This is a genomic window from Acidobacteriota bacterium (genome assembly GCA_016715115.1).
Lineage (GTDB): Bacteria > Acidobacteriota > Blastocatellia > Pyrinomonadales > Pyrinomonadaceae > JAFDVJ01.
On sequence record JADKBM010000011.1, the window covers coordinates 286,705 to 311,758 of the forward strand.

A 25,054-nucleotide genomic window follows, 5' to 3' on the forward strand; every position below is an offset into this window, starting at 1 on the left:
TAGCGAGAAGTTTAGACGCGCGGCGGTTTCAATGCAAACGCGAGCGGATCCTCGACGATCGCGTCGATCAGACCGATCGTGAGCGCTTCGTCCGGGCCGACGCGTTTGCCGGTCAAAAAGATCTCCAGCGCCGTCGCTTCGCCAACGAGCCTCGGCAGGCGTTGCGTTCCGCCCCAGCCGGTCATAATTCCGAGATTTCCGCCCGGGTGCGAGAAGGCCGCGGCCGGGGATGCGAAACGCGCTCGGCAGGCAAGCGCGAGGTCGAACGCACCGCCGAAACAGAGTCCATTGACGGCCGCGACCGACTCACATAGGGCGATCTTGTCCATCAGCGTTTGACCGCGCAATGCGAATTCGCGCGCCGTCCCGGCCGTCACCAAGGCGATCTCGCGCAGGTTCGCGCCGGATGCGAAGATTTCGCCGACGCCGGTAAAGACGACGCGTTTCGATTCCGTAGCGAGGCATTTCTCGACGATGCCGTGAAGCGACTCAAGGACCGCGATCGACAACGGATTGCGTTCCGCCGGACGGTTGAAACGAACGACCGTTGTATCTTGAAGATGCTCGATAATTATGGCGTTAGACATTTTTGTCCTTGAAAATCAATAATATAGATATGTTCAGGATCAACAAAGCCCATCCGTGGCATGGAATTCCGATCGGCGACAATGTTCCGGACGAAGTCACCGTATTTATCGAGATCGTGCCGCGCGACACTGTGAAATATGAGGTCGACAAGGAAACGGGTTACCTCAAGATCGATCGGCCGCAACAGTATTCGAACGTCGTTCCGGCGAACTACGGTTTCATTCCGCAGAGCTATTGCAGCGAGCGGATCGCGAATCTCGCGCGAGCCAAGACCGATATTGAGATCAGCGGAGGCGATGGCGACCCGCTCGACATACTCGTGCTTTCGGAACATCACATTCCGCGTGGCGACATTATCCTTAAGGCGCGTCCGATCGGCGGCTTTTGCCTGATCGACGGCGGTGAGGCGGACGACAAGATCATCGCGGTTCTCAAAGGCGACAAGGTCTTCGAGCAATATCAGGAGATCTCGGAACTGCCGAAGGGAATTCTCGAACGCTTCGAGCATTATTTTCTGACTTACAAGAGCCTGCCCGACGAGAAGAACAAGTGCGAGATTGCCTTCAGTTACGGACGCGAAGACTCATATCGGGTGATCGAAGCGGCGATCTTGGATTACGCAGGCTTGCTTGCGAAACTCAAATAAGTCCGGTCAAGACAAGGCTTCGTTGGACGCATCACGATCCGAAGTTAACCAAACGAAGGCTTCCCGCTCATTGGCGAACGAACGGACGTTGAGGCCCGCGTTTTGGGCTACGAACTCGTAGAAAACATAGCCGGTGCTTTCGTCCTTGAATGCCGAGATCAACAGTGCGACAGGCGGGTTTTTCGTTGCATTATCCTTCACGAAGGATAGTCTTTTCGGAAGCTGGAACCAGTCCCTTGAAGGCAACCTTCGAGATCGCGTCCCGAACGTCGTAGAAGAGGTCATAATCGTGCTCGGCCGCAAGCCGCCGAGCGTCTGATATCATCGTTTCGCCGTCCTCTCGATAGAAAACGCCGCTTGCCGTCAGTCGGATGAGTCGCATTGAATGATCGATCGAGATATTGATTGCAGGCATTTGAAACAACTCCGGAAAACGTGGTTACCGTAAGTATACAGTTTCCGGAGCCAACCCGTGCGCGGACCGGGAATTCCGGAAAGCGCGTGTGCCGCGATCCGCAAAGCCTTGACAGGCGGACGGATTCGTCCCTCGATTATTGTTCAAGTTGACAGCAGAAGGCCAGATTCTTATGATTGCACCTTCAACCGATGCCCGAAATGAATGAACCTAACCAAACGGCCGCAGTCCCGGATCCGGCCACTCTTGCAGCGGACCGAAAAGACGGAAAGTCTCCGAAAGACTACGCGGCACTCGCGCTGACGACCTTTGGCGTCGGTTATCTGCCGCTCGCCCCGGGAACCTGGGGTTCGATGGTCGGCGTCACGATCTATGTCTTTTTTGTATGGCTCGAATCCGCTACGATCGCGCTTTATGTTCCGAAGGGCTGGACGGAAACCGAGATCACGGCTTGGGTTCACTTCGGAAATCTTCTGGCGTTCCTGACCTTTTGTCTCGTCGGCGTCTGGGCTGCAAATCGGTCGACGCTGATTTTCAGACATAAGGATCCGTCGCAGGCTGTCGTTGATGAGGTCATCGGACAATTGCTGACGTTTCTTTTCATCCCTTTTACGTACTCCTGGAAACTGATCCTTGCAGGATTCTTGCTGTTTCGGCTGTTCGATATTTGGAAGCCGTATCCGATCGACTCGCTGCAGAACCTTCCCGCCGGCATCGGCGTTTGCGCCGACGACATCCTAGCCGGTGTCTACGCCGGATTATGTCTTAGTCTCTTGTATGCGATTGGCCTATGATCGTTCACGTGCTTAATGGTGATTGTCTGCTCGAGCCGTTCGCGGCCGCCGGTCTGAACGGCGAGCCGCTTGTTTTTCGTGAATGCTTGATCGAAGGGCCGATCGACGCTCGCGAACGCGACGATTTCTGGAACGCGCGGGCGGCCTTTCTAAAAGAATCGTACGACGCCGAAGCCGATGACTACCGACTGAACCTCGCGAACAAAGCCGAAGCGCTCGTGAAACTAAGCGACAAAGACGAGGTGTGCCTGTGGTTCGGCGACGATTTGTTTTGTCAGGCAAATATGTGGTTTTGCCTCGAACTTCTGGCCGATAGCGCTGCCGCCGTTTATCGCGTTTTTCCGGAAGGGATCGATTTTGGGCACGAATCGGCGGATCAGTTGAATCTAAGCTTCGCAAATCGAGTGCGGCTTGGCAGGGAAGACCTCGAACTCGGCCGGGAACTATGGGAAGCATTTCGATCCCGCGACCGACGGTTGTTCGAGAATCTCGGCGGAAAACGATCCGCGGCTTTTCGGAAGCTGTCGGAAGTCTGTCTCGCCGCCCGCGATGTTGAAACGCGTCCACTCGAATCCGTGAAGCAGATCATTTCGGAAATCGGCGATGACTTCGACGCTGTCTTTCGCGAATTCTCAAAACGCGAGGCGATCTACGGACTCGGCGACGCGCAGGTCAGACGTTTGATCGAAAGCGCTTAGGTCTCTTCGTCGCGATACTTTTTCTCAAAAATCCATCCTTTTCTCCAGAAATACGCGACAAACGCGAGTCCGACAACGGCCATCACGGCAAGTGTGATGAAATAGCCGTATGTCGTTTTCGTCTCCGGCATATTGTCGAAATTCATTCCGTAAATGCCGGCGATCAGAGACAGCGGCAACATGATCGTCGAGATCAGGGTCATCACCTTCATCACGTCATTGGTCTTGTTGGCGATGACACTGAAATGGATGTCGAACAACCCCGAGACCAGATCACGATAGTTCTCCGAAAGATCGGAAATGCGCTGCAGATGGTCGTGAACATCGCGGTAAAACGGAAGGATCTGTTCCGGAATCTGCGGGAACTCGCCGTGAGAAACGCGGTAAAGAACGTCGAGTTGCCGCGCAGAAATTCGCTTCAGGCGGGCGACGGCGCGGCGAAGGTCCATAACGTCTTCGAGTACGACGTTGTTCGACTTCTTCATCAGGAAAACACGTTCTTCGAGAGCGTTGATGGTGTTGTCAAAATCATCGACGACGGGCATATAGAGGTCGACGAGCTGGTCGAAGATCTGATGGAGCAAATAGGCCGCGCCCCGCTGGCAAGGGTATGAATTCGATCTGATCTTCTGTTTGACCTTGTCGATGCTCCGAAATCGTTCGTGATGATAAGTGACGACGAAGTTCCGTCCGAGATAGCCGTCGAGTTCCTTGGTGACGAAATTGGTCGAATTTGTCTCGGTCTTGACGCCGTGAAGGATGAAGTAAAGATAACTCTTGTAGGCTTCGACCTTGGGTTGATTGCGCGTCTCGCGGCAGTCTTCGACCGTCAGGTAATGAAACTTGAAGACATTCAGCAGAATCTGTTCCGCAAGTTGGATCTCGTCATCCGTTTGAGCGTTGAAATCAGCCCAAACCAGAATGTCTTCGTCGTCGAGCAATTCCGGGAGGTCTTCGGCCGTAAAACCTTCTTCAACGGATTCGGCACCGTCGCGATAAACGATTATTTCGAGCATTGTCTTTGGTCGGCCTTTGCCTAACTCTTACTAAACTTGAACCCTCAGGTTTCCCGCTGCGTAGAAGGCAATGATAATCTTTACTTGCAAAATATGAAAGAACAAACGGTTACGCTTCGAGTTGATCGTGTGACAAAGCGTTTCGGCGAATTTACGGCCGTCGAAGATCTCAGTTTCGAGGTTCGCTCGGGCCGTGTTTTCGGCTTTCTCGGACCGAATGGCGCCGGCAAAACGACGACCATCCGGATGATCGTCGGGATCACCGCGCCGGACGAAGGGTCGATCCGGCTTTTCGGCCGGGATATCGACGAGAAACTTCAAGACCGGATGGGTTATCTCCCGGAGGAGCGCGGACTTTACAAAAAGATCAAGGTCGTCGAACAGCTTCGTTACTTCGCGGCGCTCAAGGGCGTTTCGCGCAAGGAAGCCGACCGGCGTATCGATTACTGGCTCGACCGAATGCGCCTTTCCGAATGGAAGAACAAAAAGACCACCGATCTTTCAAAAGGGATGTCGCAGAAGATCCAGTTCATCGCGACCGTATTGCACGATCCGGAATTGCTGATCCTTGACGAGCCGTTTTCGGGGCTGGACCCGGTCAATGTCGAGTTTCTGATCGAGGTCGTCTCGGAACTTAAAGCACAGCACAAGACGATCATCTTTTCGACGCATCTGATGGAAACCGCCGAACGCCTCTGCGACGACATTATTTTGATCAACAAGGCGCGAATGGTTCTGTCGGGAACATTGCGCGAAGTTAAGGAAAGTTTCGGTTCGAACCTCATCTCGCTTCGCGCTGATTCGGCTGAAGCGATATTGGCGGACACATCGCTCGTTTCGAAGGCGATCGCCCACGCGGATGAGACCGTGGTCGTCCTCGCGGACGGCGTCGATGAACAAATGCTCCTCAAACGGCTCGTCGCGAACGGCTCGCGGGTGACCAAGTTCGAAAAAATCGAGCCGAGTTTGAACGACATCTTTATTGAGAAAGTGAGAAGTGAGAACTGAGAAGTGAGAACTGGGAAGTGAGAACTGGGAAGTGAGAACTGGGAAGTGAGAACTGAGAAGTGAGGAGTGGGAACTGGGAAGTGAGAACTGGGAAGTGAGAACTGGGAAGTGAGAAGTGGGAACTGAGAAGTGGGAAGTGAGAAGTGGGAAGTGAGAAGTGGGAACTGGGAAGTGAGAACTGGGAAGTGCGAAGTGGTGAGAAGTGGGAACTGGGAAGTGAGAGATGCAGTTCCCGAATTCTCAGTTCTCACTTCCCACTTCCCAGTTCCAGAAGTGAGAGTTTAGAAATTTATATCTCTGGGGAAAATGACCGAATACTCAAAGGAAGAAACAAACACAAAAAAGGGGAGAGAAGAAATGAAAACAAACATACTCAAAGAAAAATCTTACAAATTTGCATTGCGCACGGTTCGACTCGGATTGATGCTCCAAAGAGAGAAGAAGGTATTCATTCTGTCGAGGCAGATAATGCGTTCCGGAACCTCAATCGGGGCGAATATCGAGGAATCGTATCAAGGTGAATCGCGGGCCGATTTCATTCACAAACTTTCGATCGCAAACAAGGAAGCGTTTGAAACAAACTACTGGTTACGACTTTTGAAAGATGTTGAACTGGCTGAAACTGAAGTCGTCGAGTCACTCTTGATGGGCTGTGACGGTCTTCAGCGAATGCTCGTAGCTTCGATCAAGACCGCAAAGTCGAGGGCTTAGATTCGAGTTCTAAGTTCTCAATTCTCAGTTTTCAGATTGCTTAATTTATGAAGAAGTTTTTCGCCGTCGTCAGGCACGAATATCGGAAGATCGTCCTCAAATGGACGTTCCTTCTCGGAACATTGCTTTTTCCGGTGATCGCCGCGGGCTTTGCGGTCGTGCCGGCGATCATTTTTTCGATCAAGGGCGAACCGACGCGGATCGCGGTCGTCGACCGAACCGGAACGATCGCGCCCCGTCTGCGTGAGAATCTCTCGAGTGAAAGAATGCGCGCGAGGGCCGAGAAGGCCGCCAAGGAAGCGTTCAAAGAGATCAAGACCAATCAGCAGGAAAAGCTCAAGAACGATATGGCGAAGTTTCAGGACAGCTTCGCGTTCGTGAACTTCGACGCCGCCGGAAAACCCGATGAGCAGATCCGTACGGAACTCTCGATCAGCGTCAAAAAGGGTGAACTCGACGCCTATCTAATAATCCCCGATAACTACGGCGATCAAAACGCGAACTTCGAGTTTTTCTCGCGAAGGTCCGGCGACATCATCATCAACGAAACGCTCAAGGACGCGCTCGACACGGCCGTACGTTCACAGCGTTTGGCCGACGCGAACATCAGCGAACAGCAGCTTGAAAGCTTGAGCCGCAAGGTCAAGTGGGACGTAAAGAAGATCGACCAGAGCGGAACCGAAAAGGACGACGGCGGCGGTTTTCTGGCCGGATTTGCGATCGCTTTTATGATCTATCTCAACCTCGCGATCTACGGTCAGATGATTATGTCGGCGGTTGTCGAAGAAAAGGAAACGCGGATCGCCGAGATCCTCTTCTCGTCGGCGCGACCGTTTCAGCTTCTGATGGGCAAACTCGTCGGCGTCGCGCTCGCGGGTTTGACTCAGTTCGGCATCTGGGTCATTTCGGCGGCGGTCGTATTGGCCTTGTTGGCTCCGATGCTGATCGCTTCCGGGCTCGATCTGCCGCTTCCGGCGATAACGCCGCTGGCGATCGTTTACTTCCTGATCTTTTTCGTCATCGGATTTCTTCTTTACGCGTCGATTTTCGCGCTCATCGGATCGATGGTCACGACAGTCCAGGAAGGCGGACAGTTTGCGTTTCTGCCGGTAATGCTGATGCTGACGGGTTTCTATTTCAGTTTCGCGGTGATTCGCGACCCGAATTCGTCGATGTCGTTCTGGGCGTCGGTCGCGCCGTTCGTCGCGCCGATGACGATGCCGGTTCGTGTGCTTCAGGAGATGCCGCCGTTCTGGCACATCGCGCTGTCGATCGGCGTCAACGTGTTGGCGATTTGCGCGATGATCTGGCTCGCCTCTCGGGTCTATCGGGTAGGGATGCTGATGTACGGCAAACGGGCGACGATCCCCGAAGTTTGGCGTTGGATCAGAATGAGGTAAATTGGAGATGGGAGTCGAAATTGAAAAGAAATACAGGCTGACCGACGAACAGTTTTCGGCTGTTCAGGAAGCGTTGGCTGAATTTGGAGCCGAGTATGTCGGCGAAGATTTCGAAGAGAACTCGATCTACGGCGGCGGTGCGCTCGACGAGCGGCGCGCGATTCTCCGGATCCGGCGCACGGCCGAGAAGACGTTCTTGACCTTCAAGGAGCGAATTGATAACGATCTGGCGATCAAGCACCAGACGGAACATGAAACGGCAGTCGACGATGCCGCGGAACTCGCGCGGATCGTCGAGGCGCTCGGTTTCGAGGTTCGCGTTGTCTATGAGAAACGCCGCAAGACCTGGAAATTTCGGTCGGTCGAGGTCGTTCTCGACGAGCTGCCGTTCGGGCGTTTTATGGAGATCGAGGGCACGGTAATGACGATCGCGGAAGCCGAAATGCTTCTCGGCGCCGAAGAATTCGGGGCCGTCCACGAGAGTTATCCGGCGCTGACGTGGAATCTCGGTCAACGGAAGGGAAATCGGGTCGAGGCGCGCTTCGGCCCGTAACGGAGGCATTATGAAGGTCCACACAGTAATTGCGCTTTGCGCTGCGCTTCTGGCCGGATGTTCGGCCATCAAAGAATCCAACACCTCAAATCGCGAAACGGCGAACGCCGTTCCGGCAAAAAGCAATACAAACACCGTTGCCAACGTTGCGCCGCCGGTTAACGGCGCGCGGACAGGCGAAAAAGTTGACAATGTCGTCGAGTTTGACTTTAAGAATGGAATTCCGGCCGGTTGGGACAAACTCGATCCCGAAACATCGAATCCGTCAGGTTGGGACACCTCGAACGGGGTCCTGAAACTCAGGATTCCGGGCGGAAAGGATCTTTACGGCGATAACCGGCTTTCGCCGCGACTGATCAGGAACGTGACCGGCGATTTCGAGATCGAAACGAGGCTCAAGTTCGCGCCGAAATCCGACTATCAAGGCGCCGGGCTTTTGATTTTCAGAAACGACAATAACTTCATACGGCTCGAACGCGGGCTTGGCGGCATCGGCGGAGGCGGGGACGGGATCAAATTCGCCCGCGCCGAAGACGAGAGTTTCGACGAAGTCGCGAAGCCGGCCAATTCCTCGACCAACGCCGCTGAAGTTGATCTGAAATTGAAACGCCGGGGCAAACTCATCACGGCGTTCTGGCGTCCCGCGGGAAAATCGGATTGGATCGAGGTCGGACAGGTCTCGAACTCCTATCCCGAAACGGTCGTTGTCGGCCTTATCGGCGTAAATACCGGTGAAGAGATAACGGCCGAATTCGCATACGTCAAGCTGTTGCCGAGCAGGTAACAGAGTGCAGAGTGCAGAGTGCAGAGTGCAGAGTGCAGATTGCAGAGTGCAGAGTGGAGAGTGCAGAGTTCGACAGAAATTTGAACCCTGCCTTGCGCCCAACCGTTGTGCACTATGCACTATGCACTATGCACTATGCACTATGCACTAAGTCCGCTTCAGTTGATCCGCTGAAATCCGGTCAATTGGATGTTCTGGAACGCCGGCGTTCCGGGCGGCAGGCGCGCGGGATCGAGGAATGTCGTGTCAAAGACCCAATTTCGCGTCGGCGGATTGTAAACCTTCGAGCAGCACTTGAACGCACCGTTGTTGTTGCGCGAATTGAAGAGGTTGATCAGTGAGCCGGAGTAGTTTAGCCGAACGTTCGACCAATTCTCGAGAAACCGCTTGAAGTTATGGACTCCTCCGGTCAGGCGCGGATCGCTGCCGCCTTGATTCGGGGAGTTTTCAAAACTGCTTCTGGCGTCTCCGGCAAGCATCGCGAAGCGCACCGTCGTTTCGGTAGCGGTTCGTTGCGAAAGAGCGAAAGGATATCGAAAACTCCGTGAATCGGTCCAACCGTTCGACAGTATGATCACCGCATCCGAAACGACCGACGCCGGAATATGCGCCGTGGTGTTTTGCGGATTGTAATTGGTCGAAGGCGTCGGCGAACCGACCGAACTTATGCCGGTGGCGTTGTAGTTTCCCTGAACGTAGACCGCGTTTTCCGAAGCCACCGTGAATCCTTTTGTGTTGAGCGGATTGGCCGCATCATAGGTTCCGGGCAGCCTTTGGCCGTTTATCAGGCGAACGGCGCGACGGTAAAAGGCGTGGTCGAGGACGGCGGCCGACGCCGGCGATTCCGACGTTCCGCTTCCGGTGAAGCGAACCGCTTCGTTGAAGTAATCCGCATCCAGCGAATTATTGTTGTTCACGTCTTCGCCGGGCTGCAGAATTCCGTCGTTGTTGCCGAAGATATCCTCCATATCGTACTCGCCGTCAAAGTCCGCGTCGCCGCGGCGGTCGGAAACGTAAAGGACCCAACCGTTTGCTTCGGGAACGTCGGTGTGCCGAAGAGCTCGTCCGTTGGCCGCGCTGAACAGCGTTCCGGCTGCGGGCATCGATAAGTTGTAGCTGCCGTCGAGGAAGTTCTTGAGATTAGTGACGTCGATGTCGATCACGCTCATCACGCCGGCCTTCGGCACATTCGCGCCGTAAACGGTACCGGTGTTGATGTCGTCGTTGTACAGACCTTCACGGGTGTCGAACATCTCGATCGGAAAGGGGACGACGCGTCGGAACTTGGTCGGATCGTCGACCGTCGCCGCGTATTTTCGATAGTCGCCGCTGAAATTCCCGGTCGTGCCATTGTCGATGCCGTTGCAGGTCGTATATGACGAATTGGTGCATTCGTCGGCGAGCACGAGATTGTAGGTCGTGCCGTTCCACGTGTACGAGGTTGCATAGTTCGTGTCGGTCGAATTGAGTGCGACGCCCGGCATCAACCAGCGCTGCATTTTGACGATCGACCGGCTGTCCTTGTTTCCGTAGCTGGCGATCGCGAATTTCGTGTTTCCGCTGACGGTTATCACCGGCGCGGGTTCGGTCAGGCCGAGACTAAGGATGTCTTCGGTGACGTCTCGGCTCTGAATCGTGTTGTCGACCGGGTTGAACCCGACCATTTCGATCTTGATCCAGGTTTGCTTGCCCGAAACGTAGATCCGGTCGCCGTTGAGTTGTGTTGCTTGATAACCGTCGGCCATCGCCTTCGGCAGATATCCTCGGGCCTGGCCGAACGGGGCATCCGTGCCGTCACCGGTGGCCGCGCCGTCGAGCCGCACGCCGCACGCGGTCGAGATCGGCGCCGTGCCGCTGCCCGAAGCGCATCCGGGCAGTTTTGCCTTGCTGTCGGCGAGCGAAACGCGAAGTCCCGGCTTGTTGTAGTAACGCTCTTTTCCGGTAATGATGGTGTCGGCGGAGGCAGTCGTGACGGGCGCGATTCCGATGCCGTCGTTGAACAGGTCGCCGACGGCCCGGCCGCGCTTGATCAGCTCGATGTAGTCGAGCGCGTTGCCGTTGATCGTGCTCGCGATTTTGAGCGGCAGGTCGAGGCGGCGCTGCTCCGAAAGCAGATTCCCCTGGAACAGGTTTTTGCTTGTCGGCCAGCCGCCGTTTCGATAGACGACCGGCATATCAGGATTCGTAAACAACGCGTTGCCGGACGCCGGGTTCTTAAGGGCGCTTCCCATCGTATGCGTCAGCTTGACGTACGTCCCGGAGCCGTTCTTTATCCAGACATTCTCGTCCCATTGCGTCCACGGACGGCCGTTGCGGCCGACATCGGTCAAAACGTGGCCGACTGCCGAGACGCGCGATGAGAAATAGAGCCCGGTCTGTGCCATCAGAAAGAGATTGCCGTTCGCGTGCACGCGGCCGCCAAAGTCGAAGCGCGGTCCCGGATGGAATTCGAGATCATCGTCGTAGAAGATCCCGAACTGGAAGATCGGCACGCGGTTATTGAAGAACTTCCTTTGCAGCGCAACCTGCACTCCGGACGATCTTTCCGTCGCCGTCGACTGGATCTGCCATTCGTCGCGAAGCGCGTTAAGGCCTTGAAGCAGTTCGCCGCTCATCACGACCGTCTCGGTAGCTTTTGTTTGCCGGATGTCCTGGTTAAAGTTGTATGATTCGTCGAAACCCGGCGGCAGCAGGTCCATCACGTGCTGGAGATCGCTGGGTGCCGGTGAGAGTTTTTGATCGAAGATCTTGTCGAAGTTTCGCGTCATCACTTCAAGACTTCCCTGGGCGGCGGCGAAGGTCTTCGACTCCGCGGCATCGTTCGACGTCGCGATCGTTTCGTTCGTCGTCCGCGTCACGGCGAGCGCGACGAATGCCGAAAGCAGCGTCAGCACCAAAAGCGCGATGACCATTGCCGAACCCTTTTCATTCGATTTCGAGAAAAACTTTTTCATACCGCTAACTCCCTCATTCAAAAACGATTGAACAACTTGCGTCGTTCATATTATCCGGCGTCATACTCGAGATTTCTGGTGCTGAAGACAGCCGAAAGTGTCACCGTGTCCGGGCGACCCGTTTGCTCGTCATTTTCCGTTCCCTGGACTCTGATGCTGACGTTGATCTGGCGCACGGCGTTGAACGCCGCCGGATCGTCGTCGGCGGTTCCGGCGAGTCCGTCGGGGCCGACCGACGGGTTGTCGTGGACCGTGCCGTCTTCGAGAACGTAGCGAATCTGAAAGTTCTCGATACTGTACGCGACCGGCAGTTCCTGAATTTGGGCCGATGCTGCGGCACCCGTATTGTTGCCGAACACCATTCGAACCAAAGTGCCGTCCGCCCTCACCTTGTAAGCGACCCAAATGAACCTTTTTACGGAAGCGACGTACGTCGTGCAGTTTTCAGTGATGATCGCCGTGCATTTTTGAAGAAGGCTGACGTTCGTTCCGACACCGTCGAGCGGCTGATTGATGCCGAGCGCGTCATTCGGAGCGACGTCGATCTGGCTCGTCGACGGGCGGCTCGTCGCCATCACCGCGACTTGCGAACTGTCCGATTCGACAAGATACAGATCGTGCTGGGAGGTATTTGTCGCGTGGCTCGCCTGGGTCTGAAGTCGAACGGTCGAGGGAGCACCGGGCGCGGCTGCGGCGTTGGTCAGCGAGATGACATTTGTCGCGTTGAATGCCGTGTCGCGATAAGAAAATGAGATCAGGTCGGTTCGAACCGTCGGGTCGGTGCTCAGTAAGTTGAAAAAAAGGTCGTTTCCGCCGATCACCGCCGGCAAAATATCGCGTTCGGCGTCCGCGTCGGGCGTCAGCCCGAGCTTCGTCGCAACAAAGTTGTCCGGCACCATTGCGCCATTGCGGTTGTAGCTTAAGCCGGCGTTGAGCGCGTCACGGCCGATAATGTGCATCGCGGCCCGCGCGTTTTTGAGAATGTCCGACCGTCTGCTCGCCCGGTTGCGATCGATCAAACCGACTTGCAAAAGCCCGTAAACGGTTCCGATGACGATCATAAAGATCACCATCGACACGATCATTTCGACGATCGAAAATCCTTTTTGATTCGTTCGGTTCATATTTCTTTACTCCGCGTAGTTCGTGATGATCGTCGAAACCGTCTGTTCGCGCTGCAGTTGATTTATCTGATAGCGGACCGTGACGTCGATCCGGCGCCGGGCGATGGCGTGCGGCGGAGACGGGCGTTCCGCATCCTGCAGATCGGTGATAACCACGCGGCGCTGGAATCCGACTATCACCTGGCTGTTGTTCGACGGACGTCCCGGCACCTGACAGACTTGTTCTTCGGGGCACGAGTCGTCGGCGGTTCCGGCCAATCCGTCCCATCCCATATCCTCGCGTATCGGAGTGAAGCCGTTGACGAAAACTCCCTGGGGAACGGTGTTCACCGGATTGGTCCCGACGTTGCCGACGGCGTCCCAGCCTGCGATCGAGCCGTCGCGCGCGATGTCGCGGGCCGAGAAGATCGACTCGATCGTTGAGAGGGCCATTTGTTTGGCGATTACCTGTTTCTCGCTCTCGAATGACCGGATCAGATTCGCGGTCAGAGCTGACGTAGACGCCAGCAATCCGATAAACAGAATGACGAGTGCGATCATTACGTCGACGTATGAAAAACCGCCTTCACTTTCTTTTGAAATCATTTTTCTCTCGCTTGATAAGTATGTGTCGCGTCATCAATTGCCGGTTTGTCCGCCGCCGTAGGCACCCGAACGCCGTGTGTCTTTCCATTTGTTTGTCGATGCCAGTGCGCGGTCGTATTCCCAATATCGAACTGAACCGGTCGCCCCGACAATCGTAATGGCACGCGCGATATCGGATTCGTTCGGGGCGTCCTTTTTGGGGGACCAGATGAAGATCGTCGAGCCGGTCGCCGTCGAATTTGTGCCGATCGCGTCCGAGCCTTGATTGCTGACGGATCCGTTGCGCAGAAACCGCAATGTGCAGACATAATGCGTCAAGCTTCCGGGATGAAGGCTAGGGCGGAAGTCGGCGGCGGGAACAGGCAAGGACTCTTCGGGGTTGGTTGAGATATCGGACGGGCGAAGGCCGAGTCGAACGTCGGAGGCGGAAAACAGTTCGGTCGAGCGGATAACGATGTCATCGTCGGCGGTTGTCGGGGAGTTTTCGTCGATCAACCGGACCAATCCGTCGGTCACATCGATTTCGACGCGCATCGTCTCTCGTTGCGTCAACGACCGTTGGCGGGCTTCCTGCAACGCGTCAACGATCCGCAGCGATTGTTCATCGGGGCGGAAAAGGCGTTGGTGCCCCGACAAATAGAACACCGAGAAACCCGACAGAATCAGGATCGTGACCATCACGATCATCAGTTCAACCAGTGAAAAACCGCGCGACATAAACTACACCTCAAAACCAATCCAAAAAATGCACGAAACCCTGTTCCGAAAGCTGAGGTCTTTGTTGGAGGCGGTCATTCTGACCGATGCGTGACTCAAAAGAGTTCAGCTTGACTTATTAAAAGAAAACAAACAATGTTCAACATTTCCAGAAAAAAGTTCCAGAAGGCGAAAAAAATCCTGTTCACGGGCCGTTAAACTTCGATTTCGCAACTATTTCGGCTAAAATGACGGCATAAACAGATTTGCGTTCGCTTCTTTGGTAAGAAATGGCGGATCGAACAAAAAACAAGAGCGATAAATTATCGACGGATTGGCTGCTTCGAGGCGTCTTGACGAAGGTCGGCGACGCGTTTGACAGGCTCACCGGTCGGAGCTATAGACCGTCGAGCAGTCTGGCGACGTCGGAGTTGATCGAAAAACTCAAGAAACTCCTGGATCACGAGGTCCGGAACGGGAAGTTCGTCCCGCATAACATCAAACTCAAGATGCAGTGGGACAAATTCTCGACCGATTCGGACGAAACGCTCCGGATACTCGAGAATGAGTTAAAGGTCGCGGTGATCGATCACATCAATGATTTTCGATATCACACCTACGCGCCGATAAACCTCCAGATCAAACCCGATTATTTCACCGAAGGCATCAAACTTCTGGTCAGTTTCGACAAGTTCACCGAGGACGAGAGCGAAGTCGCGGTCAACGTCACGGTTCCGCAGGTCCGCGTCGGCGACTACATTCCGGAGTTGCCCGAAACGCCGGTACCCGCACCTTTGACCGAGAGATTCATCGCCCATTTCTCGGCCGCCGGCAAAACCAAGTCGGTCGAACTTGAATTCAGGGGCAACCAGCGCCTGAGCGTCGGGCGCGGCGGCGAGAATGATCTGGTGATCGACGATGCGAGCGTTTCGAAGATCCATGCGTCGCTCGTCGTCAACAGCGAAGGTCATTTGGCGGTCGCCGACACCGGGTCGACGAACGGAACATTCGTCGGGGGCAATCGTATTGCTTACGGAAAAGCGATACCTGTCGGTGAAGAGGGAAATCTCAAGTTCGGAACGATTCCGGTGCGGCTCGAGCATTTGCCGAATCCCGAGCGTGAAATGATGATGGACGCGCCGACCGAGGAGTTCGAAATTTCATTCACCGAAAACGGACCGGTCACAGCGGTCTCTGAAACGCCGACGCGCATCGAGATTCTCAAGAAGATCGAACCGCCTCGGCCGGAGCCCGGGGCAACGCAGGCTGTACTTGAGCCGCTGCGTCCAACGCCTGAAATACCGCGGCCCGCGCCCGAGCCGCCGCGCCTGGTGCCCGACCCGCCGCGAACCGCGCCTGAGATACCGCGCCCGGTGCCTGAGCCGCCGCGAACCGCGCCTGAGCCGCCGCGAACCGCGCCAGAGCCTCCGCGTCCCGCGTCCGAGCCGCCGCGAACCGCGCCAGAGCCTCCGCGCCCCGCGTCCGAGCCGCCGCGTCCCGTGTCTGAGGCCGAGCCGGCTGAGCCGACCGTCGACCGGATAATCTTGGATTTCGATCAAAAGGACTAAAAAATGACGCTGTATTTGATCCTTCTTCAACTCGACAAGCTCCGGCCGGAGAAATTGTTCGGCGGCCAGGTTTTGGAGCGTACGCCGGCCGGACTCAGCATCGTCTACCTGATCGGCGTCTCGGTCCTCATCTTGTTCCTGATCCTGTCGTTTTGGGGCAATTTTCGGATTCCGAAGCTTCCGTTCGAACTGAACCTCGACAAGGACGTCAAACGCCGTTTGACGACGACCCTCGCGAATCGCAGCCTTCGAGTTTGGCAGATCGTCTTCATCCTGTTGGCACTGTCGGTCTTCGGGTTTCATATTTACTGGACAAATTACGCCGATGCCTACAACGAACAGTTTCAGGCCTTGAGCTACAAGGATCTACGGATGCGTCGAACGAACGCGTCCGCGCTTCGCGGTTGGATGCTCGACCGGACGGGCAACCTCGACAACGCGCTTGCGTACTACAAGGTCGATTCGGATAAAAAGATAGATCGCAGCTATCCGCTTGAAAGGGAAATGGCCCATATTCTCGGGACCGAGCGCGGGACGCCCGGACTTGAACGCACTCTTTTCCGCCGCGATGCCGAGCCGCTCCCCGAGAGCTGGGAGATTCTGACGAAGTACAAGAAACCCGAACCCGAGAATCGCGATGTCCGGATCACGATTCACCGCGAACTTCAGGCTTACGCCGCGAAACGGCTCGAGGGCAAGCGCGGCGGCATCGTTGTCCTCAATCCGCAGACCGGCGACGTCCTCGCGATGTACTCGAATCCGTCGTACAGTTTGAACGAAGCCGAATCGCTCGATGGATTTCTGAAACTCGAGGCCGACAAAAGAGACCAACCGCTGCTCAACCGCGCGACGCGTGAGTTTTATATTCCGGGATCGACGTTCAAGACATTCACGATGATTTCCGCATTTCGTGCGGGAAAAGAGGATACGATCCTTCCGGGATTGCCGGCTCCCGATTGCTACACGCCGTTCCGCGGATCTAAACCCATCTGCGACGCCGGCGGAAGTTGCCACGCCTGCGGCGATATCGAGATCCGCGAGGCATTCAAGGTTTCGAGCAACCAGTATTTTTCGCAGATGGCGAACTTTCTCGGCCGCGATCAGATGGGGCAAACCGCCAAAGCGCTCGGGATCGAGCCGGTCGAGACACCGAAAGAAGCGTTGGCCCAGGGATTTTTCTCCGATATTTGGAACACCAGCAGCAAGCGCATCGCCAACTCGCTGGCGCCGGCCAAGTCAACGATCGTGACCGGTGAAAAGCTTACGCTCTACGACTTTGGCGTCGAGGGAATGGGACAGGGACTCGCCGGACAGATGACTCCGTTCCAGATGGCGTTGATCGCATCGGCGGCCGCGAATCTTCAGGGCAAACTGATGAAGCCGAAGATCGAGGCCGACATCCAGCCGCAGATGTTCACTCAGGTCCTGACGGCGGAACAAGCGGAACAGATACGCGAAATAATGTCGACGGTGACCGAAGAGGCCGGCGGAACGGGCGGCGTAGTTCGTTCGAAACTCGCGGGGACGGGGATAGTCAGCGGCGGGAAAACCGGAACGGCGGATAAGGACGGCGTGATCGTTTACAACAAGGACGGCACGAAGAAGATGCGTAAGGTTAAACGCAAGAACGACCAGGGCGAGTGGGTCGAGGTCGAAGTCCCGGAAACCTACACGCGTTGGGACGGTTGGTTTCTGTCCATCGCACCGCTTGAGAATCCGCAGGTCGCGATCGCGGTCGTCGTCGAAGACATCGGCGGCTCGGCATACGGCGGGACGACCGCCGCGCCGATCGCCGCGGATATCATTCTGAAAGCAAGGGAACTCGGTCTTCTTGGTGAGAAGTACAAACCGAAGACCGTGACGCAAAAGAAGGGCAAGAAATGAAAAGCCGCGCATCGACACACGTACTTATCTTGCTGTTGATCGTCATCCTGACGGCGATCTCTCACTATTCGATCCACTACGGCGCGCTGATCCGCGGCTACGAGACGTCGTCCTACAGCGCCTTTCGAAATCTGGCTTTGCTCTCGTTTCTTGCGGTTCTTCCGATCTTTGTTTCGGTGGTTCTGAAGTTCAAGGGAAACTGGACACTCTACACGTCGGCCATACTCCTGTTCTCGATCGGACTCACGATCCAATACAGGCTCTTCAATGACGGCGAATATGCGGTCGATGTACCGCGCGAGGAACGTGATCGCATCCAGAACTCAAGCCTTACGGACAAGGAAAAAGCGCGCGAACTGACCCGGGCCAAATTGCGGGCGATGATCGCCGAGCGTGACGCGAAGATCAAAACGGCCCAGCTTCACTATATTCAGGAGAACTACACCCCGGAAAAGAAGAAGATGATGGGACTTCCGCAAACGCCGCCGGCGCCGGTCGATCTTTCCGAAGAGACGCCGCGTCCGGCGGGCGATTCGCTGATCGCGACGGCAACTTCCGGAAAGACTCTGATACCGATCTTTTCGATACTCTGCTGCATCGGGGCGATTCTTCTTTTCCGAGACGAGCGATTTCTTGGTCTTCTTCAAAACAACGGATTCCTTCTTGTGCTCCTGACGCTCGTGCCGCTGATGCTGGCGGCGATCACTTCGAGGGCCGGCAAGTCGATCGGCAATATGACGCCCTGGGAGCCTTCGAAGATACCGTTTTTGATCGGTTTCGCCGCGATCCTGGCTGTTCTTTACAAAAACCTCGCACGGACGTATTGGGGGATTCCGCGGGCGAAGGACGTTGTTCCGCTCGTCGTGATGGCGATGATGCCGTTCGTGCCGTTCTTCGTGCTCAAGGACTTTGGGCAAATGATGGTTTTCAGCGGCGTTTACGCGACGCTTTTCCTGATTGCCGTCCGACGCTTTTCGCAGCGGTTCGTTCTTGTCGGCAGCGTCCTCCTGTTTGTCAGCATATTGGTCGTCGGCGCCTTGCCCGAAAAGACCCAGGAAAACATCCCGTTTTTGCCGACGCTCGCCAAGCCCGTCAAAGCGATCCTTCCGAATCGCATTCAGCAGCGTTTCCATTTGTGGCTCGACGGTTTCAATCCGCCGTCGCCGGAGACGTCCTGGTGGAAAGAAGACTACGACGACTATTACGAAGACCTGATCAAAAAGAATCCGGCGCTTCCGCAGGTGCTCGCCGAAGATGAGAATATGCTTCGCTCGATCAACGTCGACGCCTGGTTTGACGCGCTCGCATTTCAGCCCGCACAGGCGACGTTCGGTCTGGCTTCGGGCGGAACAACGGGCCGCGGCCTCGGCCTCGGATTCGTCGAACTGATTCCCGTTTCGGACTCGGATTATGTCTATGCCGCGCTCTCGGAAGAACTTGGACTTTTCGGCGGTTTACTGGTAATCTTTGCGCTGATTGTACTTGTCAGCGCCGGTGTGAGAACGGCACTCGATTCGCGCGATATGTTCAGCAAGCTTTGCGCTGTCGGATTGACGGCGTTTATCGGTTTTCAGGCGCTGGTCAATATGGGCGGAATCACCCGCGCGCTGCCGATGACCGGAATCACCTTGCCATTTGTCAGCTACGGCGGCTTCAGTTTGATCACGAGCTTCGTGATGCTCGGAATGCTGCTCGCGTTTTCGCATCGGAACGCGGTCGACCGAAACGAGGCAACGGCCGTTCGGACTTAGTTCGGAAGCAAAAGTCTTTCGCGGAGAAATTACAATGGAATCCAATTATCAGATCAGCTCGGCGTCGGTTACCGACCGCGGCCTCAGTGAAAAGCGGCCGCAGAATGAAGACTCGTTCCTTGAGATTCCGGAAGTCGGATTGTATGCCGTCGCGGACGGCGTCGGCGGCGCCCAAGCCGGCGAGGTCGCCTCGCAAATGGCGATGGAGATCCTCGGCGAGGCGTTTGTGAACATTAATCCCGGCGCGGACGCCGAAGAAGTGATGCGGGTCGCCATCGAACGCGCAAACGCTGCGATCTTTCAGATGTCGGGCGATCTTGCGCAGCTTTCGATGATGGCGACGACTATCGTAGCGCTGCATATCAGCGGCAACGTCGCGACCATCGGACACGTCGGCGATTCGAGGCTCTACCGTCTCGACAACCGCGGCAGTCTCTACCGCGAAACGCAGGATCATTCGGTTGTCGAGGAAGAGGTCAGAGCCGGGCGAATGACCGCCGCGCAGGCCGCGAACCATCCGAGCCGGAATGTAATTTCTCGCGCCCTCGGCGCCGAAGGAACGGTGGAGGTCGATCTCAAGACGATCATGTTCGAATCGGGGACGGTGTTTCTGATCTGTTCGGATGGCGTGACGCGCCACATCACTGATTTTGAGATCCGCGAACTGCTGCTTTCGAGTCCGAATCCGGCGTTGATTTGTGATCGAATCAAGGCCATCTGTTTTGACCGCGGCGCGGAAGACAATCTGACCGCGGTGATCGTTCGCGTTGCCGAAGCGGCCGTGCCGGCCATTTCGGATGATGCCCGGGCAACGGCTCCGTTAGCGGATTTTGAAGAAGAGACTGTCGCCGCGGTCCGCCAGGAAATCGAAACGCCGGCGGAATCGGAATTGCCGCCGACGGCAAGCCTCGAAATGCCGGCCGTCGCCGAATCGACGTTCGAAGACACCGACGAACAGTATCTTATTCATAGCGAGACCGAGGAGTTCGTGGAATTCGAGCAGACGGTGCCAATTGAAACTGACCCGACGCCCGAGATGCTGTCGTTTCAGGCCGAATCCCCGGTGTCCGAACCGGAGCCGGCGATGTCGGTCGAAGTCGACTCTCCGTTTTCGATGTATGCGGATGAGGAGGCAAAGAGCGGCGGCGGATTTTTCGGCAAGCTTCTTGGAGCGCTCTTGTGGCTGATAGTCGGCGCGGCCATCGGTGCCGGCGGTTATTTTGCATACCTGACTTACTTCGCTCCGGTTCCGGACGTACCTGCGCTGACTCCGAAAACGAACAACATCGCGCAAAGTTCGGTCGACACGTTGCGACAGGACGCGGTCACCAAACCGGCGGAGGTCATCAAGCAATATGCGACCGCGCCGCCGAAGGATGCCTCCGACTTCTTCGTTCTCGGAAAAGCGCATCTCTACAACAAGAACTACGAGGAAGCGAAAAAGGCCTTCATCGAGGCGCGAAATCGTTTGAAGGACGTTTCGAGCGCCGAAAACAAAGCGGCGCTCGCCGCCGACATCACGCAAGGCTTGATAATCGCGCAAAACAAGGACATTCAGGCAGCGTTTGAAAAGGAACTGAAGGTGATGGATGTGGCTCCGGCCTCCAACTCGGCCGCAAACAGTTCGCGCGAACCGTAAGCGGCGGGGGAATTAGAACTGGGAAGTGAGAACTGGGAAGTGAGAACTGGGAAGTGAGAACTGGGAAGTGAGAACTGGGAAGTGAGAACTGGTATTCGGAATTCCGAAATTGGAATTCCGAAATTGGAATTCCGACTTAGGAATTTTGGAATTTGCAACCTTGAAACCGAGAGCTGAGTTCTTGGAATTGTGAAAAACGGGAGTTGAGAAGCGAGGTCTTGCGACCGAACGGATCAGTTCTCGCTTCTTGTTTTTTCAAACAAGATGATTCCGGCCGAAACAGCCAGATTCAGGCTCTCGACATCGTTTTCCATTGGAATCACAATAAGTTCATCCATTGCCGCGAGTTCGGCGGGGCCAAGGCCGTGCGCTTCGGAACCGAAGACGATGAGTCGCGGAATCCTCCAGTCGACCTCGCGAAAAGCCAGCTTGCCTGAGACATCCGCCGCGGTTGTCGTCAGTCCAACGCTCCTCGACCAACCGACCGCATCTTCAAATTCCGCATCGGTCCAAATATTCAAACGCAGTGCCGCGCCCATTGAAGCACGCAGCGCCTTCGGCGAGAAAGCGTTGGCGGAATTGCACGAGATGACGACGTCGGTCGTCCCGGCGGCTTCGCAGGTTCGGAGAATCGCGCCTAGATTCGATGGGTTGTTTACGCGGTGCAGGAAAACCGCGGTGCTGCCCGAGAACCGTTCGGTGAAATTATCTTTTGAAGTGCTCGGCCGCTTTGCGATTAAAACAATCCCTTGTGAATTTTTGGTATCGGCGAGCGAATCGAAGATCCTGTCGGGAACGACGATCGATTCTTGGATCTCGTCGAACTCAAAGGAATTTTCAAAACCCTTCGCGAAAACCGCAAAAGCGATCTCTATCGGCGAACGCATCGCCTCGCGCGCGAGCCTCAATCCTTCGATAAAAACAAAGTCAGTTTCGCGGCCGTCGCGGATGTCTCGGATATGCTTGAGTTTCGGATTGTCTCGGCTGGTTATCTCGATCATCGGAAACGGAAGGCATTGATCCTAATTACTCGACAGGTTTGCCCGCGCACCAGGCAACAAACGCAGCTTTCGGAAGCCGGCTGTTCGCGAAAAGAACGGAATTCGTTGGAATTCGCCGCTTTTGCGAAAGCTTGGTCAAAATGGAAAATACTCGCGGCGGGGATCGAACCTGCGACCTTTCGCTCCGGAGGCGAACGCTCTATCCACTGAGCTACGCGAGCACGAGAATTTGATGATACCAAAAGCCGGGAAAGGGGAAAAGGGGAAAAAGGCAGAAGGCAAAAGGGGAAAGGGGAAAAGGCAAAAGGGGAAAGGGGAAAAGGCAAAAGGGGAAAGGGGAAAGGGAAAAGGAAAAAGGCAAAAGGCAAAAGGCAAAAGGCAAAAGGCAAAAGGCAAACACGAGAGGGTCCAACTCCTTTTCCTTTTGCCTTTTGCCTTTTTCCTTTTGCCCTTTTTCCTTTTGCCCTTTTTCAATCACTTCGCTTGGATCGTCGCCGACTTGATCCTGACTGCGTCGGTCGGCTTCTCACCGTTTTTCGGGACGCCCGCGATGGTCCGGACATTGTTCATACCGTCGATGACCTTGCCGAAGATCGTGTAATTCTTGTCGAACGCGGGTTCGCGTTTGAGCGTGATGAAAAATTGGGAATTCGCCGAATTGACGTCGTTTCCGAGGCGCGCCGCGCCAAGAATGCCCGTGTCGTACGGGATGTCGGAAAACTCCGCCGTGACGTTCGGCTTGCCCGAATCGCCTTCCTTTCCGGGCTGCGGTTTCGCACCGACCTTGGTATCGGCGTTTCCCGCCTGAATGACGCTCGCGTTGACGCGGTGGAAGGCGATGCCGTTGTAATAGCCTTCCTTGATGAGTTCCTTGAACCGCGCGACCATCAGCGGCGCAACATTCGAGTAAAGCTCCATCTTGATCGTGCCGTAGGCAGGTTCCTCCATTTCGAAGACCGCGATCTCGTTGTCGGCAACGGGGGTGACGCCCTTCTTATAATCCGGGGAAGCCGTATTCGTGTTTGACGGCTTCTTGTTCGTCGCCGTGTTTGTCGATTTGTCAGCGCACGCCGCTGTCAGGGCGATCGCGCAAATGACGGTTAAGACCAATGATTTCTTAAACATAAATTTCAAATTCTTCCTAAAATTGACGGTCGCTGTCAAGCAGGATCGTAACCGGGCCGTCGTTGACCAGTTCGACATCCATCATTGCCTGAAAGCGGCCGGTCTCCACTTTTATGACCTGTTTTCTTGCCTCAGCGACGAAGAACTCATAGAGCCGGTTGGCATCGTCCGGGGCCGCGGCGGCGATGAACGATGGCCGGCGTCCCTTGCGCGCGTCGCCGTAAAGCGTGAACTGCGAAACGACGAGAAGTTCGCCCCCAACTTCGAGCAGGGAGAGGTTCATCCGGTCCTCGTCGTCCTCAAATATCCGCAGATTCAGCGTCTTGTCGACGAGAAACAGCGCTTCAGCCTCGGAATCGTCGCGCGAAACGCCAAGCAGGACGAGGAGACCGCGACCGATCTCTCCCGTTACCTCGCCGTCAACCGTGACCCTCGCGCGCGAAACGCGCTGAACAACACACCGCATTCGATTTTGGATTTTGGATTTTGGCTATTCCAAATTCCATATTCCAAATTCGAAATTTCACTTTTCGAAACCCAGAATCCAAAATCCAAAATCCAAAATCCAAACGTTTTAGCCTTCGATGTAAACGCGTTCCATCACGACCGGCTCGACCGGTTTGTCTCCGTAGCCGGTTTCGACCTCGGCGATCGCGTTGACGACGTCCTGGCCTTCGATGACCTTGCCGAATTTCGTGTAGCTCGGGGGCAACGGATAATCGATGTGCATAATGAAAAACTGCGATCCGTTGGTGTTCGGTCCGGAATTGGCCATCGCGACCGTGCCGCGTTCGTACGAGCCGCCGTAAAGCGACGATGATTTGTTGATCTCGTCGTCAAACTTTCCGCCCCAGGCAGATTCACCGCCGTAACCCTCGCCGAGCGGGTCGCCGCCCTGAATCATAAAATTCTTGATAACGCGGTGAAAATGACCCCCGTCATAATAGTTCTTTTCCGCCAAGAGCCGAAAATTCTCGGTCGTCTTCGGCGCGTCCTCTTCAAGAAGTTCGAATTTGATCGTTCCCTTGTTCGTTTCGATAACTGCCGTTCTGTTCGCCATTGATAGTCTCCTGTAATTTATGAAGTCAAAATGATTAAGGTTTGATTATAGTAACAAATTGTTCGATTTGAAACGGCGGAACTTCGTTCCGTTGACGGATAGATTCCAGCCTCGGGCTGCGGGCTTCAAGCTGTGAGTCAGGGGCTTCCGGTTTCCCTCAGAATGAACCGCTCAATTGCCGCGGCGACGCCGTTTTCGTCATTGTTCGCGGTCACGAAAAACTCTTCGCGATCCTTCAACTCGGGTGACGCGTTGCCCATCACGACCGACGTTCCGGCGTATTCGAGCATTTCCAGATCGTTGAAATTGTCGCCGCAGACCATCACCTCTTCGTGCGAGAATCCGTGCGCCATCGCCAACTTGTGAACGCCGGTGGCTTTCGACGCATTCGGCGGAAGGATGTCGAGCAGCGTGAAGTCGAGATGCGGATAAATGGTCGCCAAAATATTGACCGTCTCGCCGAGTTCGTCCTCGAGCACACGCTCGAGATCGAACATCGCGCTGCAGTGTCCGGAAAAGGATACGTGGATGACCTCGGCCGCGTCGAGCGCGTCCTCGAGGCGTTCGACGTGATGGATCGCCTCCTCGGCTTCGTCGCCGTGCAGCAGCCGCGACCAGGCGACGTACTTCTGGAGCGGGATGTTCTCGGCCGAAATGACGTCGTAGAGCATCGTGCCTTTCCCATTCGGATCGGCCGAAATCAATGCATCGCCGCCGAAATCGCGTCCGACGCGAAGAATCTCGCGAACGGTTTCGGTCGCGATCAGCGAAACATCGACGGTTTCGAGCGATTCGGCGAATTTGAGCATCGCGCCGTTGTGCGTCACGATCGGGGCGTTGAAGCCGATCTCGAGCGCCACCGGACGTGCATCGCGAAAGCGTCTTCCGGTAGCGATCGTCACGAGCACGCCTTTCTCCTCGGCGCGCCGGATTGCCCGTTTGTTGGCAATCGGGATCGCCCCGCGCGAGTCAAGCAAGGTTCCGTCGAGATCGAGTGCGAGAAGTTTGATCATCAGTAGTTAGGATAGTGCATAACGGCGAAAGTGCGTAGTGC

At 55.5% G+C, this 25,054-nt stretch carries 25 protein-coding genes and 1 tRNA gene; 12 read left to right on the top strand and 14 right to left on the bottom strand.

All coding sequences use genetic code 11. From position 1 onward, the window contains the following. Positions 1 to 11: 11 nt before the first annotated feature. On the bottom strand, positions 12 to 587 hold the full coding sequence (locus IPN69_09995) for an enoyl-CoA hydratase/isomerase family protein (protein ID MBK8811048.1): 576 nt from the start codon (positions 585 to 587) through the stop codon (positions 12 to 14). A 29-nt stretch (positions 588 to 616) separates the two neighbouring features. Between IPN69_09995 and IPN69_10000 the strand changes: the two genes are divergently transcribed. Then, the gene (locus IPN69_10000) at positions 617 to 1,234 is read left to right on the top strand and encodes an inorganic pyrophosphatase (GenBank protein MBK8811049.1); all 618 of its coding nucleotides are present in this window, start codon (positions 617 to 619) and stop codon (positions 1,232 to 1,234) included. Positions 1,235 to 1,424: 190 nt separating this feature from the next. On the opposite strand, the gene IPN69_10005 is transcribed toward IPN69_10000, so the two are convergent. After that, complete coding sequence (locus IPN69_10005) at positions 1,425 to 1,649, bottom strand: hypothetical protein (GenBank protein MBK8811050.1); 225 nt, start codon at positions 1,647 to 1,649, stop codon at positions 1,425 to 1,427. Between the two features lie 200 nt (positions 1,650 to 1,849). Between IPN69_10005 and IPN69_10010 the strand changes: the two genes are divergently transcribed. After that, positions 1,850 to 2,443 carry a phosphatidylglycerophosphatase A gene (locus IPN69_10010; protein ID MBK8811051.1) on the top strand — a complete coding sequence of 198 codons (594 nt, stop codon included), beginning with the start codon at positions 1,850 to 1,852 and terminating at the stop codon, positions 2,441 to 2,443. Then, positions 2,440 to 3,141 (top strand): DUF1835 domain-containing protein, encoded by a 702-nt coding sequence (locus IPN69_10015; protein MBK8811052.1) that lies wholly within the window; start codon positions 2,440 to 2,442, stop codon positions 3,139 to 3,141. The genes IPN69_10010 and IPN69_10015 overlap by 4 nt, the downstream gene beginning before the upstream one ends. Here IPN69_10015 and corA read toward each other — a convergent pair. Then, positions 3,138 to 4,157 carry a magnesium/cobalt transporter CorA gene (gene corA / locus IPN69_10020; GenBank protein ID MBK8811053.1) on the bottom strand — a complete coding sequence of 340 codons (1,020 nt, stop codon included), beginning with the start codon at positions 4,155 to 4,157 and terminating at the stop codon, positions 3,138 to 3,140. The genes IPN69_10015 and corA overlap by 4 nt on opposite strands. A gap of 93 nt (positions 4,158 to 4,250) precedes the next feature. Between corA and IPN69_10025 the strand changes: the two genes are divergently transcribed. The 5 genes from IPN69_10025 (at position 4,251) to IPN69_10045 (ending at position 8,613) form a co-directional block, all read left to right on the top strand. Continuing rightward, positions 4,251 to 5,165 carry an ATP-binding cassette domain-containing protein gene (locus IPN69_10025; protein MBK8811054.1) on the top strand — a complete coding sequence of 305 codons (915 nt, stop codon included), beginning with the start codon at positions 4,251 to 4,253 and terminating at the stop codon, positions 5,163 to 5,165. A 357-nt stretch (positions 5,166 to 5,522) separates the two neighbouring features. Next, on the top strand, positions 5,523 to 5,876 hold the full coding sequence (locus IPN69_10030; protein ID MBK8811055.1) for a four helix bundle protein: 354 nt from the start codon (positions 5,523 to 5,525) through the stop codon (positions 5,874 to 5,876). 47 nt (positions 5,877 to 5,923) lie between these two features. Further along, positions 5,924 to 7,276 carry an ABC transporter permease gene (locus IPN69_10035; protein ID MBK8811056.1) on the top strand — a complete coding sequence of 451 codons (1,353 nt, stop codon included), beginning with the start codon at positions 5,924 to 5,926 and terminating at the stop codon, positions 7,274 to 7,276. A gap of 7 nt (positions 7,277 to 7,283) precedes the next feature. Then, positions 7,284 to 7,829, top strand: a complete 546-nt coding sequence (gene cyaB / locus IPN69_10040) for a class IV adenylate cyclase (GenBank protein MBK8811057.1) — start codon at positions 7,284 to 7,286, stop codon at positions 7,827 to 7,829. Positions 7,830 to 7,839: 10 nt separating this feature from the next. After that, on the top strand, positions 7,840 to 8,613 hold the full coding sequence (locus IPN69_10045) for a DUF1349 domain-containing protein (protein MBK8811058.1): 774 nt from the start codon (positions 7,840 to 7,842) through the stop codon (positions 8,611 to 8,613). A 158-nt stretch (positions 8,614 to 8,771) separates the two neighbouring features. Here IPN69_10045 and IPN69_10050 read toward each other — a convergent pair whose 3' ends face one another. From IPN69_10050 to IPN69_10065, 4 genes are read right to left on the bottom strand one after another with little or no spacing between them, the layout of a single operon-like run. Next, positions 8,772 to 11,567, bottom strand: a complete 2,796-nt coding sequence (locus IPN69_10050) for a pilus assembly PilX N-terminal domain-containing protein (GenBank protein ID MBK8811059.1) — start codon at positions 11,565 to 11,567, stop codon at positions 8,772 to 8,774. A gap of 50 nt (positions 11,568 to 11,617) precedes the next feature. After that, positions 11,618 to 12,691, bottom strand: coding sequence for a prepilin-type N-terminal cleavage/methylation domain-containing protein (locus IPN69_10055; GenBank protein ID MBK8811060.1), 1,074 nt, complete (start codon positions 12,689 to 12,691; stop codon positions 11,618 to 11,620). 6 nt (positions 12,692 to 12,697) lie between these two features. Then, positions 12,698 to 13,276 carry a hypothetical protein gene (locus IPN69_10060; protein ID MBK8811061.1) on the bottom strand — a complete coding sequence of 193 codons (579 nt, stop codon included), beginning with the start codon at positions 13,274 to 13,276 and terminating at the stop codon, positions 12,698 to 12,700. 33 nt (positions 13,277 to 13,309) lie between these two features. Then, a complete protein-coding gene (locus IPN69_10065; protein ID MBK8811062.1) occupies positions 13,310 to 13,993 on the bottom strand; it encodes a prepilin-type N-terminal cleavage/methylation domain-containing protein in 684 nt (227 codons plus the stop codon). A 269-nt stretch (positions 13,994 to 14,262) separates the two neighbouring features. On the opposite strand from IPN69_10065, the gene IPN69_10070 reads away from it, so the two are divergent. From IPN69_10070 to IPN69_10085, 4 genes are read left to right on the top strand one after another with little or no spacing between them, the layout of a single operon-like run. After that, complete coding sequence (locus tag IPN69_10070) at positions 14,263 to 15,540, top strand: FHA domain-containing protein (GenBank protein MBK8811063.1); 1,278 nt, start codon at positions 14,263 to 14,265, stop codon at positions 15,538 to 15,540. A gap of 3 nt (positions 15,541 to 15,543) precedes the next feature. Continuing rightward, positions 15,544 to 17,424, top strand: a complete 1,881-nt coding sequence (locus IPN69_10075) for a hypothetical protein (protein ID MBK8811064.1) — start codon at positions 15,544 to 15,546, stop codon at positions 17,422 to 17,424. Next, positions 17,421 to 19,175: an FtsW/RodA/SpoVE family cell cycle protein gene (locus tag IPN69_10080; protein ID MBK8811065.1), complete on the top strand. Its 1,755-nt coding sequence runs from the start codon at positions 17,421 to 17,423 to the stop codon at positions 19,173 to 19,175. Before IPN69_10075 ends, IPN69_10080 begins: the two co-directional genes overlap by 4 nt. 34 nt (positions 19,176 to 19,209) lie before the next feature. Next, positions 19,210 to 20,814 (top strand): protein phosphatase 2C domain-containing protein, encoded by a 1,605-nt coding sequence (locus IPN69_10085; protein MBK8811066.1) that lies wholly within the window; start codon positions 19,210 to 19,212, stop codon positions 20,812 to 20,814. 233 nt (positions 20,815 to 21,047) lie between these two features. Here IPN69_10085 and IPN69_10090 read toward each other — a convergent pair whose 3' ends face one another. The 7 genes from IPN69_10090 to IPN69_10120 form a co-directional block, all read right to left on the bottom strand. Further along, positions 21,048 to 21,815, bottom strand: coding sequence for an RNA methyltransferase (locus IPN69_10090; protein ID MBK8811067.1), 768 nt, complete (start codon positions 21,813 to 21,815; stop codon positions 21,048 to 21,050). Positions 21,816 to 21,963: 148 nt separating this feature from the next. Further along, positions 21,964 to 22,036, bottom strand: a tRNA-Arg gene (locus tag IPN69_10095). Beyond that, on the bottom strand, positions 22,027 to 22,293 hold the full coding sequence (locus tag IPN69_10100; protein ID MBK8811068.1) for a hypothetical protein: 267 nt from the start codon (positions 22,291 to 22,293) through the stop codon (positions 22,027 to 22,029). Before IPN69_10100 ends, IPN69_10095 begins: the two co-directional genes overlap by 10 nt. Continuing rightward, positions 22,290 to 22,940 carry a peptidylprolyl isomerase gene (locus IPN69_10105; protein ID MBK8811069.1) on the bottom strand — a complete coding sequence of 217 codons (651 nt, stop codon included), beginning with the start codon at positions 22,938 to 22,940 and terminating at the stop codon, positions 22,290 to 22,292. The genes IPN69_10100 and IPN69_10105 overlap by 4 nt, the downstream gene beginning before the upstream one ends. Before the next feature lie 16 nt (positions 22,941 to 22,956). After that, the gene (locus IPN69_10110; protein MBK8811070.1) at positions 22,957 to 23,406 is read right to left on the bottom strand and encodes a D-tyrosyl-tRNA(Tyr) deacylase; all 450 of its coding nucleotides are present in this window, start codon (positions 23,404 to 23,406) and stop codon (positions 22,957 to 22,959) included. A gap of 108 nt (positions 23,407 to 23,514) precedes the next feature. Then, entirely contained in the window at positions 23,515 to 24,000 is a 486-nt protein-coding gene (locus IPN69_10115) for a peptidylprolyl isomerase (protein ID MBK8811071.1), read from the bottom strand. A 137-nt stretch (positions 24,001 to 24,137) separates the two neighbouring features. Continuing rightward, a complete protein-coding gene (locus IPN69_10120; protein MBK8811072.1) occupies positions 24,138 to 25,013 on the bottom strand; it encodes an HAD family phosphatase in 876 nt (291 codons plus the stop codon). Positions 25,014 to 25,054 lie beyond the last annotated feature (41 nt).